Source organism: Streptomyces sp. V2I9 (genome assembly GCF_030817475.1).
GTDB lineage: Bacteria > Actinomycetota > Actinomycetes > Streptomycetales > Streptomycetaceae > Streptomyces.
The window spans coordinates 4,517,924-4,531,064 of sequence record NZ_JAUSZJ010000002.1; the positions used below are offsets into that span (position 1 = coordinate 4,517,924).

At 75.0% G+C, this 13,141-nt stretch carries 5 protein-coding genes; 1 reads left to right on the forward strand and 4 read right to left on the reverse strand.

What is annotated here, in order from left to right:
* Positions 1–154: 154 nt before the first annotated feature.
* Genes QFZ71_RS20065 through QFZ71_RS20080 form a run of 4 tightly spaced genes read right to left on the reverse strand, consistent with a single transcriptional unit; the run spans position 155 to position 11,871 of the window.
* Positions 155–1,456: a M18 family aminopeptidase gene (locus QFZ71_RS20065; protein ID WP_307669566.1), complete on the reverse strand. Its 1,302-nt coding sequence runs from the start codon at positions 1,454–1,456 to the stop codon at positions 155–157.
* Positions 1,453–7,188, reverse strand: coding sequence for a MupA/Atu3671 family FMN-dependent luciferase-like monooxygenase (locus tag QFZ71_RS20070; RefSeq protein WP_307669567.1), 5,736 nt, complete (start codon positions 7,186–7,188; stop codon positions 1,453–1,455). Before QFZ71_RS20070 ends, QFZ71_RS20065 begins: the two co-directional genes overlap by 4 nt.
* A complete protein-coding gene (locus QFZ71_RS20075) occupies positions 7,185–10,631 on the reverse strand; it encodes a type I polyketide synthase (RefSeq protein ID WP_307669568.1) in 3,447 nt (1,148 codons plus the stop codon). The genes QFZ71_RS20070 and QFZ71_RS20075 overlap by 4 nt, the downstream gene beginning before the upstream one ends.
* Positions 10,576–11,871, reverse strand: a complete 1,296-nt coding sequence (locus QFZ71_RS20080; protein ID WP_373465203.1) for an MFS transporter — start codon at positions 11,869–11,871, stop codon at positions 10,576–10,578. Before QFZ71_RS20080 ends, QFZ71_RS20075 begins: the two co-directional genes overlap by 56 nt.
* A gap of 220 nt (positions 11,872–12,091) precedes the next feature.
* Here QFZ71_RS20080 and QFZ71_RS20085 point away from each other — a divergent pair, with 220 nt between their 5' ends.
* Positions 12,092–13,093, forward strand: a complete 1,002-nt coding sequence (locus QFZ71_RS20085) for a LuxR C-terminal-related transcriptional regulator (protein ID WP_307669569.1) — start codon at positions 12,092–12,094, stop codon at positions 13,091–13,093.
* Positions 13,094–13,141: the final 48 nt, after the last annotated feature.

The following is a 13,141-nucleotide window of genomic DNA, read 5'->3' on the forward strand; positions in this document are numbered from 1 at the left end:
TCCGGCCCACGGTGTCCGGGCCCACCCGGTCTCCGGCCTTACGGGGGTCCGGCCCTACGCCCTTACGGGGGGTCCGGCCATACGGGGGGCCCGGCTCACCGGGTCCGGGCTTCCGGCGTCCGCTTCCTCCGGCGGCCGTCGGCCCGGACCGTGGTCACTCCCCGGTCATGATCGTGGTGAGGATCGCGGCGAGGTGGCCCGGATCGTCGACCCCGCACATCTCGCGCGCCGAGTGCATCGACAGGCCGGGCACCCCGACGTCCACCGTCGTCACGCCGAGCCGGGCCGCCGTGAGCGGGCCGATCGACGTGCCGCAGGGCATCGCGTTGTTGGAGACGAACGGCTGCCAGGGGGCCCCGGCGCGTTCCGCCGCCGCCGTGAACACCGCGATGCCGGTGGAGTCGGTGGCGTACCGCTGGTTGACGTTCACCTTGACCGTCGGGCCGCCGTTGGGGAGCGGGCAGTGGTCGGGGTCGTGCCGGTCCGCGTAGTTGGGGTGCACGGCGTGCGCCATGTCGGCGGAGACGCAGAACGCGCCCGCCAGCGCCCGTGACCAGTCCTCCCCGCTGCCGCCGCGCGCCGAGACGGACCGCGACAGGACGCGCTCCAGCAGCGGGCTCTGCGCCCCCGTCTCGGAACCGCTGCCGACCTCCTCGTGGTCGAAGGCCGCCAGTACCGGTACGACGGAGGGCCGCGCGGCCCCCGTCGCCGCGTTCACCAGCGCGGTCACCCCGGCGTGCACCGAGACCTGGTTGTCCAGCCGGGACGCCACCACGAACTCCCGGTCCGCGCCCAGGTATCCGGGCGGCTGCACGTCGTGCAGCATCAGGTCCCAGGCCAGCACGTCCGCCGGGTCCTCCCCGGCGGACGCCGCGACCCGCCGCAGCAGCTCGCCCTCACGCGGCTCGCCCAGCGCCCAGACCGGCGCGATGTGCCGCTGCCGGTCCAGCGCCACGCCCTCGTTCACCGAACGGTCCAGATGGATGGCCAACTGGGGGACCCGCAGCAGGGGTTCGTCGATCCGGACCAGTCGGCTGCGCGGGGTGCCGTGGGGGCCGCGCAGGGCGAGCCGGCCGGAGATGCCGAGGTCCCGGTCGAGCCAGGTGTTCAGGGGGACCCCGCCGTAGATCTCCACGCCGATCTGCCGCCAGCCCGCGGTCCCGGTGTCCGGTGCGGGCTTGACCCGCAGGTTCGGGGAGTCGGTGTGGGTGCCGACGATCCGGAACGGGGCGTGGGCGGGCGCGTCCTCGGGGACGTACCAGGCGATCAGCGCGCCGGCGCGGCTGACGAAGCAGCCTCCCGTCGCCCCCGTCCAGTCGTCCGTACCGCGCAGTTCGCGGAAACCGGCCTTCTCCAGGCGCTGGGCCGCGCTCGCCACCACGTGGTACGGGGAGGGGCTGGCGGTGATGAAGGCGAGCAGGTCGTCGGTGTGGCTGCGGTGGGGGGCCGGAGTCATACGGCGTCCGCCTTTCCGGTGTCGGGCAGTGGGTGCGAGGGTGCGGAGCGCCCGGTCGAGGGGCGATCCCCGAGGAGTTCCCGCACCGGCCGGTCGGGCCGGGCGCAGAACTCCGCGAGCAGGTCGGTGTACGAGGAGAGCAGGGCGTGGGCGGTCGGGTGGTCCCACAGGTCGGTGGAGAATTCCAGGAACGTTCGATAACCCTTCGCGGGGTCCCGGCGCGGCGCAAGCCCGAAGCACAGTTCGCTGCGGGAAAGCGGCGGTGCCAGATCGGCCACCTCGACCCGGAGACCGGGGATCTCGATGTCCGTGTCCACGGAGTTCTGGAACGCCAGGACGTGCGGCACCCGGTCGGGGACGCCGACAGCGCCCGCGTCCCGCATCGCCCGCATGATGCGCGCGGTGGGCAGGACATGGGCCATGGCGCCGAGCGCGCCCGCACCCGTACGGACCGCGAACTCCGCGCAGGTCTCCTCAAGATTGGCCGAATCCAGTCGCACGCGGACCATCACCGCGGTGGATGTCATCGCGACGAGCGACTCCGACGCGATGGACTCGCGGTTGGCGTACGGCACGCTCAGCAAGGTGTCCGTTTCCCCCGAGAGCCGGGTCAGGAACACCCCGAGGGCCGCCGCCGCGACCGCGAACGGAGTGGTGCCCCGCGCGGTCGCCAGCTCCTCCACCGCCGCCCGTACCGCACCCGGCGCGACCCCGCGCACGGTGTCCCCGCGCCCGCTCAGCTTCTGCGGGCGCGGCCGGTCGGTGGGGACGGGGACGGCGGGCGGCACCCCGTCCAGGTAGCGCGCGCAGAACGCGGCCCGCTCCGCCTCGACGCCCGGATCGTGGTGCTCACGCTGCCACCGGGCGTATCCGGGGGCCTGCATCGCCGGGGCGGGCAGGCCGTGCGGGACGCCCGTGGCGGCGGCCGTGTACAGCGCCGCGATCTCCGAGAGCAGCAGGGACAACGCCCAGCCGTCCGCGCACACGTGGTGCAGGACGAACATCAGCTCCCAGCGGTCCTCCTCGACCCGCAGCAGCCGGGTCCGGGGCACCAGGGGCCGCCCCAGCTGGAAGGGGGCTGCCGCGTCCGCCCGGCACAGGGCGTCCGCGCGGGGCCGCCGCTCGCCGGCCGGCAGCCCGGTCAGGTCCTCCACCGGCAGCGTCACCGGTTCGGCCGCCACCACCTCCTGCCACCACGGCCCGTCCGGGGCGTCCTCCTGGACGTACCGGGTGCGCAGCGCGTCGTGCCGGGCGACCACCTCGGACACGGCGGACCGCAGGGCCGCCGGGTCCAGCGCGCCGGTGAACGTGATCCGCGTCGGTACGTTCCACACGGCGGGGTCGGGCACGCCGTGGTGCCCGGCGATCATCCGGGCCTGCTGGTCGCTGACGGGGGCGCGGTCGACGACGGCCGACGGGCCGGGCCCCGCCACCGGCGGTGTGCCGTCCGCGAGTTGCGCCGTCATGGCCCGGAGGGTGGCCTCGGCGAAGAAGTCCGTCAGGGGATAGGCGACCCCGAGGGTGTCGCGCACCCGGTTCACCAGCCGGATCGCGGCGATCGAATTGCCGCCCAGATCGAAGAAGTTGGCGTCGTCGGGGAAGCCGCGCAGATCGAGGACGGACTCCCAGACCCCGCGGAGGCGGGCGGCGGTGTCCTGGTCCGGCCGTGCGCCGGGCTCTGCCCGCGGCTCGTCCATCGCCTCCAACCGCTCCGCGAGATCCGCGAGATACGCGTCCGCCGTGCCCGCGTCGAACAGGTCCGCGTCGTAGCGCAGCCGCAGCCGCAGACCCCCGTCCGGGGCGTGGGTGGCCATCAGCGCCAGCTCCAGGGGGGCCGACTCCGTCCCGGCCGGCACCGCTTCCGCGCGCAGACCCGGCAGCTCGATTCCGGCCAGCGCCGCGCGGTCCAGATCGACCGAAACGGTCACCAGCGGGCGCGGATTCCCCGGATCCGGGTGCACGGCTGCCAGCAGCGCGTCCAGGTCCACCCCGCTGTGCTCCTCCGCCGCGAACAGAGCCCGGCTCGTCGCCCGTACGGCCTCCGGCAGAGGCGTGGCGTCGGTGGCGGAAAGCGACAGCGGCAGCAGCGCCACATGGAAGCCCACCGTGTCCGCCGTCTCCGGACTCCGCCGCCCGAACGTCGTGCCGAGCAGGAACGCGTCCTGGCCCGACCTCCGCCGCAGCACCCCCTGCCAGGCCGTGCACAGCGTGGCGAACAGGGTCACCCCCTGCCGCCCGCTCCACTCCCGCAGCCGGTCCGCCGCCGCCCGGCCCACGGTCCGGGCCACCGACCCGCCGTGGCCCGCCACCCGGCGGCCGCGCGGCCGGTCCGTCGGCAGGACCAGCACCGGGGGCTTCTCGCCCAGCAGCTCCCGCCACCAGGCCAGGTCGGCCGGGTCGCGGGTGGGCTCGGGGGCCCCGACGGTCGTCCCGGCGGGCCGCGCGAAGACCGGCGCACGCCCGGCGCGGGCCGCCGTGTACAGCTCCTGGAGGTCCCCGGCGACCAACGCGGCCGAGTGCGCGTCCGTGATGATGTGGTGCATACCGAGGACCAGGACGTGGTCGTCGTCGGCCAGCCTCAGCAGCCGGGGCGTGAACAGCGGCCCCTCCGCCAGGTCGTAGGCCCGGCCGCTCTCCTCGGAGAGCAGCGCCCCGATCGCGCCCTCCGGGTCCGTCCCCCGGGCATCGGACAGCGCCAACGGGATGCGCAGCCCCTCGCGCACGACCTGGACGACACCGGCCCGTCCGTCGCCCCGGAACACGGTCCGGAGCCCCGCGTGCCGTTCGACCAGCCCGTCCACCGCCGCCCGCAGCGCGTCCACGTCCAGCGGCCCGCGCAGCCTCACGGCCTGCGTCTCGTTGTACGCCGCCGGGTTCTCCAGCACCTGCGCGGCCAGCCAGAGCCGACGCTGCGCGGAGGTGGCGGGCGCGACGGTCTCCCGCACGGCGGGCTCCACCGGGTTCGCCGCCCGCTCCCGCGTCCGGCGGCGCAGGACGTCCAGGTGCGCCAGCCCCGCCCTCAGCCGCTCGCGGTCCATCCCGAAGTCGACCAGCGCGGCGATCTCGTCCACCCCCGCCCCGCGCAGCGCGTCGACGAACGGGGCGACGGTCGCGGGGGTGCCGATCAGCGCCCGCCGGTCGCAGTAGCGGTCGTAGGCGCGGCGGAACAGGTAGTCCAGGTCCTCCTCGCTCGCCGCCGCCACGTCCTCGCGCCGCTGCCCCGCCGCCGTCGCCGCCGAGCGCATCAGCAGCGAGGACCGCAGGTAGCGCACCATCGGCTCCAGCGCCTCGGCCCGCGCGGTGGCGTGGTCGTCGCCGAGATACGTGTGCACCAGCACCGTCACCCGCCCGGCCGCCGGGTCGAGCCCGCACTCCGCCCGCGTACGCCGGTAGTGCCCGATGTTCGCGGCCAGTTCCTCCACGGTCTGGCCCATCAGGTTGGTGACGACCCCGAGACCGCGCCGGGCCGCCTCCTCGTACGAGCCCCGCCGCCCGGAGGTGGCCAGGAAGAACGGCGGCTCCCCCTGCACCGGGCGCGGCCTTACCCGGATCTCCGCCTCCACGCCCTCGCCCGTGCGCCGCCGCACCGCCTCGCCCCGCCACAGCCGCCGCACCTCGTCCAGGTGGTCGAAGGCGATCCGCCGCCGGTCCGCGTACCGGTCCGGGTGCAGGGCGAAGTCCCGCGCGTGCCAGCCGGTGGCGCAGCCGATGCCGACCCGTCCGCCGGAGAGGTTGTCGACCACCGACCACTCCTCCGCGATCCGCACCGGATCGTGCAGCGGCAGGACGACCGAGCCCGCGTTGATCCGGATGCGCCCGGTCTCGCGGGCCACGGCGGCGGCGAGCACGGAGGGGTTGGGGAAGAGCCCGCCGAAGGAGTCGAAGTGCCGCTCCGGCAGCCAGACCGACGAGAATCCGTGCTCGTCGGCGAAGCGCGCGGTCTCCAGGAGGCTGTCGTACGCCTCCGGGGCAGCGGTCCTGTCGGACGCGGCCCGCTCTTCGGCCTCCGGGTGGCCGCCGAAGAAGTAGATCCCGAAGTCGGGTGCGGGCCGCGGTACTCCGTCCCGCCTCGTGGCCGTCGCGCGGACCGGACGGGGGAAGAACCCGCCGTCGCGCAGCTCGCGCAACGACCCCTCCACCGCCTCCGCGACCCGGTGCACGTCGTCCTCCGTATGGGCGGTGGACAGGTAGAAGCTGCGCCACTCCCATACGTACACGCCGCGCAGTTGGAGGTGGTGGTAGAGCAACTCCAGGTCCGCCCGGTGCCGGAAGCGGAACATCGACCCGAAGTGGGCCAGTTCCAGAGGGAATTCCTCGTCGCGGAAGAAGGAGTTGAGCCGGTCGGCGAGCGCCCCGGTACGGGCGTTCAGCCCGCTCTGGAGTCCGGGCCCCCGCTCGGTGAGGTGGGTGAGGACCGCACGGGCCGCCGCCATCGACAGCGGGTGCTGCATGTACGTCCCGCCGATGAACGTGGTCTCGCGCGAGGGCCCGCCCGGCTCCCCGTACCGCCAGAACCCGCCGTCCACCCCGTCGAGCAGGTCCGCCCGCCCGGCCACCGCGCCGATCGGGAACCCCGCCCCGAGCGCCTTGCCGTACGTGGCGAGGTCCGGCACCACACCGAAGTGGGCCTGCGCGCCGCGCGGGTGGGGACGCAGGCCGGTCAGCATCTCGTCGAAGAGGAGCACGATGCCGCGCCGGGCGGTGAGTTCGCGCAGCGACCGCACGAACTCCACCGGCCGCAGACCGGGGTTGCGGCACTGCACCGGCTCGACGAGCACGGCCGCGATCGTGTCCCTGAGGGCGTCGATCGTCTCCAGCGCCTCCTGGGCCCCGTACTCCAGCACGATCAGTTCCGCCACCGCGCTGGCCGGAATGCCCCGCGAGACGGGTACGGCGTGCTGCCCCGGGGCGCCGGGGCGGCCGAGGACGGAGTCGATGTGGCCGTGGTACGAGCCCCGGAACATGACGACCTTGTCGCGCCCGGTCGCGGCACGGGCCAGCCGGATCGCCGCCGAGTTCGCCTCCGTGCCGGACGAGGCGAAGGCGACCCGCTCCATGCCGGTCAGCGCGGCGAGCAGGGCGGCGGCCTCCCCGGTGTCGGGGGACCGGGGGCCGAAGCGCAGCCCGTCGGCGAGATGGCGGCGCACGGCCTCGGTGACCGGCTCCGCCTCATGGCCGAGGAGCAGCGCGCCGAACCCCATGGTGATGTCGGTGTAGTCGTTGCCGTCCACGTCCGTGAGGCGGGAGCCGTGCGCCGAGCGGGCGGCGATCGGGTAGAGCATCTCCTTGGTGGCGTCCCGGAACCCCACGACGGCCCGGCTGTCGGCCAGCACCGAACGGTGCCGCTGAGCCAGCTCCTTGGAGGTGCGGGTGCGCTCGGTGAACCGCCGGATCAGGGACGCGGTGTGGGCCCGCTGGGCCGCGTCGGACCCTGCCCCCGCCATCCCGCCCGCCGGGTCCACGACGAGGCGGGGGCCGTGGCCGGCCGCGGCGGTGGCCTCCGGGCGCCCGGTCCCGTCGGGCGAGGCGGTCGGTCCCGCCGAGGCGGGCGTCCCCGTCGCGCGGGCCGCGTCCCGTGCCGCTCCCGGTACGGCCTCCGGCCTGGCCCGTGGCACCGACTCCGCTCCGGCCTCCCGCGCCGCCGCGAGCTGGGCGGTGAGCGCACGCGACAGCTCCGCCGCCCTGGCCACGGCGGCGGCACTGCCGGCGGACGGGGCCGTCCCCGCGCTCATCGGACGTCCGAGCCGGTGCGGGCGGTCAGCAGCGCGACGGCCTCGGAGAGCTGGGTGATCATCGCGGCCTGCGTCTCGGCCACGCGGCGTATCTGCTCGGACAACGCGGCGACCTCGGCGCGGGTGGCGTAGACGGGCGCGGGCGGCTCGGGGGCCGTGGTCCTGGTGGCGGACGTGTCCGTGCCGGGTGCGCCGCCGCCGGACGCGACGGCGGCAGCCGCCCGGGCGTCCCGTGCCTCGGCTGCGGACGGCGGCGGGGACGGGGACGGGGCCGGAGACGGAGACGGAGAGGGGGCGAGGAGGGGGGACGGCAGGGGTGTCGGAGCAACGTGCGCCGTCGTCGCGGGGGCCGCCCGCCCCGCTATCAGCGCGGCCGTCAGACGGGGTGTCCCCGCCTCCTCCAGGATCTCCCGCATGCTGATCTCCGCGCCGAACTCCGCCTCCAACTGCCGCACCATCCCGATGAGCTGGAGCGAGTCCGCGCCGAGCCCGACGAACGTGCGGTCCGCCTCGACCTCGTCGGGCCGGTGGCCGAGATGGTGCGCGGCCAGCGCCAACACCCTTTCCAGAACGTCCTGTTCGAGCATGCGATCCTCCGGGAAGCGTGGGGACGGACGAGCGGCCCCGCGACCGGGCGCTTCCCGCGGCGGCCCGAGCGGACCACGCGGTGCGGGCGGTGCGGGCGGACTGTGCGGCGCGGCGGACGCCGGGGGTGTGTACGGAGCCGGGCCCCTCCAGTACGACCGGCGCCGGAAGGGATACGTGGGCAGCCGGACGCGCCGGCCGCCGCAGCCGTCGAGCAGCGCGGCCCAGTCCACCGGGGCCCCGGCGCAGTGCAGCGCGGCCACCGCCCGCTCCCCGTCCCGTGTCGGTACGCAGACCGCGTCCGGCAACGACCGGCGGACCATTCCCGTCAGCACGGCCGACGGCCCCAGCTCGACCAGCAGCGGAGGACCGTCCTCGGGACCCCCGGCCCCGGCGCTCCGGCCCAGCCGCTCCAGGACGGCGGCGAAGTCGGCCGTGCGACGGGCCTGCGCGACCAGGTACGCGGCGTCCGGCCGCCACCCGGCGGGGCGGACCGTGCCGTCGATGCCGTCGATGAACTCCGTGTGCAGCGCGCTGATTCCGACCTTCTCGGCCAGCGCCCGGAACTCCTCCAGCAGCGGGTCGAGCAACGCCGTGTGGAACGCCCGGTCCACCGCCAGCACCTCAGCGGCCTCCCCCCGCGCCGCCAGCAGCTCCCGGACCGCGTCCACCGCCTCCGGCGGGCCGCCCAGCACGTGGTGGGCCGCCCCGTTGACCACGGCGAGCTCCAGTCCGGGGACGGCCGCCAGCAGCTCCCGCACCCGGTTCCGGCGGACGAACACGGCGACCATCGCCCCCGGAGCGGACCGTTCCTCCATCAGCCGCCCGCGCCCGCACACCAGCCGCATCGCGTCCTCGGCCTCCAGCGCCCCGGCCACGCAGAGCGCCGCGTACGCGCCGACGCTGTGCCCGGCGACCCGGACCGGGACGACCCCGAGCGACTGCCACAGCCGGGCCTGGGCGAGGTGGAGGGCGAACAGGGCGGGCTGCGCGAAGGCCGTGTCCCACCGGCCGGGGCCCCGCCCGCCGACGATCCGGTCGAGGAAGTCGCCCCGTCCGCTCTCCTCGGCGTACACACGGGCGCACCGCTCCAGCGCCTCGGCCACCGCCGGGAAGCGCGCGGCGAGTTCGGCGCCCATGCCCGGATGCCCGCCGCCCTGCCCGCTGAAGAGGAACACGGGCCGGCGGACGCCGCCCACGACCCCGGTCGCGTACGCCTCGCCCGCCGGGGCCCCGGAGAGGAACGCGTCGAGGCCGAGGACCGGGTCCGCGGTGGTCACCACCAGCCGGTGCGGCAGGAGCCGCCGGCCGAGCGCGGTGGTGGTCAGGAGATCGGCGGGGGCCGGGGGAGCGTCGCCCGCCAGACGGTCCCGCAGCGCACCGGCGTACGCCCGCAGGGCGTCCCCGTCCGCGGCCGAGAGCGGCAGCAGCGCGGGCACGGGGGCCGACGGCGGGGCAGGTACGACGGGCACGGCCTCCGGCGCCTGTTCCAGGATCACATGAGCGTTCGTACCGCCCATGCCGATCGCGTGCACACCGGCTCGCCGCACCCCCGGCAGCGGCCAGCCCCGCTCCCGTACCGGCAGCAGGAACGGACTGTCGTCCACCGCCAGCGCCGGGTTGGGGCGGGCGAAGTTCACCAGCGGGGGGACCACCCCGTGGCGCAGCACCTCGACGGCCTTGATCAGACCGGCCAGTCCGGCGGCGCTGTCCAGATGGCCGATGGCGGGCTTCGTCGAGCCGAGCGCGCAGTACCCGGACCGGTCGGTGTGGACGCGGAACGCCTCGGTCAGGGCGGCGAACTCGATCGGGTCGCCCTTCAGGGTGCCCGTGCCGTGCGCCTCCACATAGCCGATCGACGCCGCGTCCACCCCCGCCGCGCGCAGCGCCCCGAGCACCGCGTCCCGCTGTCCGGCGACTCCGGGAGCGGCGAACCCCCCTCGGCCCGATCCGCCGGGCCCCGCGCCCGCGTCGCCGCCGAAGCCCTTCTCCGCGCCGTCGTTGGTGACCGCCGAGCCCAGGATCACCGCGTGCACGGTGTCGCCGTCGGCCAGCGCCCGCGCCAGCGGCTTGAGGAGGACGGCGGCGGCCCCGTTGCCTCCGACCGTGCCGTCCGCCTCCGCGTCGAAGGCCCGCACGGTGCCGGTGGGGGAGAGGGTGGAGCCCTTCACCGGGACCTGGCCGCCGACCTGCGGCAGATGGAGGGCGGCCGAGCCCACCAGCATCAGGTCCGCGTCCCCGGCGCGCAGCGCCTGGCAGGCCAGGTGCACCGAGACCAGGGAGCTGGAACAGGCCGTCGACACCGTGAGCGCGGGCCCGGTCAGCCCGAGCCGGAAGGCGGTCCGGGTGGCGATGAAGTCCGGGTAGGTGCCGACCTGCACCTGCTTGGCGGTCATCCAGTCGCCCGAGGCGGCCTCCGCCGCCAGGTTCTCCGCCAGATAGCTGTGCAGCGAGTACAGGCGGTAGCCGGAACTGCCGTACACCCCGATCCGTAGGGGCCCGCCGTCCGGCCCCGGCCCCCCGTCCCGGCGCCCACCCGCGTAACCGCCGTCCTCCAGCGCGTGGAAGCAGCACTCCAGGAACAACCGGTGCTGGGGATCGGTGAGTTCGGCCTCCCGCCCGCTCATCCCGAAGAAGCCGGCGTCGAAGCCGTCCACCTCCGCCAGGAGCGCGCTCGCCCCGGTGAACCCGCGCTGTCCGTACCGCTCCGCGGGCAGCCCCGCCGCCGCGAACTCGGCCCGGCCGAACCGGCGTACGTGGCTGACCCCCGCCCGGATGTCGCGCCAGTACGCCTCGGGGGTGTCAGCCCCCGGAAACCTCAGCGCCGTCCCGATCACCGCGATCCGGTCGTCCCTCAACGGCCTCTCCCTTTCGCAGCCCAGCACGCCCAGCCCCCTCGGTACGCCCCGCCCGCCGCAGCGCCGCCACCCTCAGCAGGAACACGGCGGCGACGACGATGGCGGCGCCATGGGACCAGCCCACCACGACCAGCGGGGAGAACCGGTCGAGGGCCGCCGCCACGAGGATCATGCCGACGCCGAAGCCGAGATTCTCCAAGGTGGCCGAAAGCCCGAAGGCGTGCGCGCGCAAACCGGCCGGAAGTGTCTGCAGGTGCGAGGTGTACGAGACCTCCGTGAGGCCGTCCGCGGCCCCCGCGACCAGCGCGATCACCGCCGTCACCGCCAACGGGAACCCGGCGAACACCGCGATGAACGCGGCCGACATCACCACCGTGCCGTAGCCGAAACCGAGCGCCCCCACCGAGCGGCCGGTGCGCTGCGCGTACCGCTGGATCACCTGCTGGGCCCCGATGTTGCCGAGCGCCCACACACACCAGAACGCGCTGACGAACACGGCCGGGTCCGACGCGTCCAGCGAGGCCGAGTAGATCGGCAGGGCCGCGTTGTGGGACGAGGAGCCGAACGCGTCCACCCCGCGCAACGCCACCATCAGGCCGAGTCCGGGGGCCGCGGCGAGCGCCAGGAAGGCCACCGGCCGCCACCGGCGGCCGCCCCGGACCTCCTCGGCCCCGGCTCCCTCACCGGCCGTGCCGCCCATCGCCCCGTCAGCCGCCGCCCCGTCGTCCGCCGCCGTGCCACCCGCTCCCCTGCCGCCCGCGATCGGCAGCAGCGCCACTGTCACCGCGCAGATCACGAACGTCGCCATGTCGACCAGGAAGGCGGCGGTGTACCCGACGAGGGTGACCACCACGCCCGCCGAGGCGAACCCCGCCACCATCGCCAGCGAACGCCCGGTGATCGAGAGCGAGTTGGCCCAGGCCCTGCGGTCCTCGCCGACCATCTCCGGGATCGAGCTGCGCAGCGCCACCATGAACAGCGTGCCGCACGCCCCGATCACCACCGAGACGGCCATCAGCGCCCCGGTCAGCAGACCGTCCGGCGCCAGGACGAGCAGCAGCATCACGGCGCCCTGCCCGATATTTGCCCACAGCATCACGCTTTTCGCGCTGAACCGGGCGAGAAGGCCGCCCACCACCAGCCCGGCGACGAATCCCGACGCCAGCCGCACCGCCATGAACAGTCCCATGGCCAACGCCCGGCCCGTCGTCTCGTAGACGAAGAGATTGAGCGCCACCATATTCAGGAATGTGCCGTAGGAAGACACCGCGTATCCGGCGACGAGGAATCGGAAACGGCGTTCGGAGACCGCCCTGTCCCGGTTCTTCCCGGCCTCGCCCAGCGGTTCGTTCGCCTTCGGCCCGTCCGCGCCGTCGATTCCAGATGTCACCCGGACATACTCGCCGAGTACGGACGCGGGGCAGGCGGCTCCCGATTGCACAAAGGTAATCTGCATCCTTGTGAAGGACGATCATTCCCCCTCACCGGTATGTGATTGCCGTGAATCACCCTCGGACCGGTCGATACCGGAACAACCCTGCGAGGCGGCGCTCGCGACCTATCGCCGTGCGCTGACGGAGGGCGGCCTCCCGGCCGACGCCGCACCGCCCTGCCTGCGGTCCCTGCACCTGATGGTGGCCGACCGGGAGGCCCCCGGCCGCCTCATCCCCGTACCACCGGAGACCGCCTCGTTCGCCGCCCTCGCCCCGATCGAGGAGGCGATCGCCGAGCAGCGGCGCACCCTGCGCTCCACCCGCGCCACACTCGCCGCCTTCGAGGGCCTCTACGCCGAGATGAACCGCCAGGAACGCCCCGCCCTCACCCGGCTCTCCGGGCAGGCCGTCATCGCCAAGGCTCTGGTCGCCGGTGCCGCCGGCTGCCGTGCCGAGGTCCGCACCGCCCACCCCGGCGGCGGACGTCCCGCCCACATCCTGGAGGAGTCCCTCCCGCGCGACCTGGACAACCTGCGGCGCGGCATCCGCCAGCGCACCCTCTACCAGCACACCGTTCGTTCGGACCGCACCACGCTCGCGTACATCGAGCAGGTGACCGCCGAAGGGGCCGAGATCCGGACGCTGCCCGAGGTCATGGACCGGTTCATCGTCTTCGACCGGGACCTCGCCCTCATCCCGTTCTCCGACGATCCGCACACGGCGCTGCGCGTCCGCCACCCCTCGCTCGTCCGCTTCCTGGTCCGCCACTTCGACGAGGCATGGTCACGCGCGGTCCCCGTACGCCCCGAACGCGCGCCGCTGCGCACGCCCGTGGTCACCTCCGACCTCCAGCGCGCCATCCTCCAGGCCGTCGTCAACGGAGAGACGGACGCCGCCATCGCCCGCCGGATCGGCATGAGCCGCCGCAGCGTGGCCGAGCACATGCGCAAGGTCTCCGAGCAACTGGGCAGCAACAGCCGGGCCCAACTCGGCTACCTGGTCGCGACGTCGGGCCTGCTGGACGACTGACCACGCATGGAGGGCCCGTCCGCACGGACGGGCCCTCCACGCGTGCGT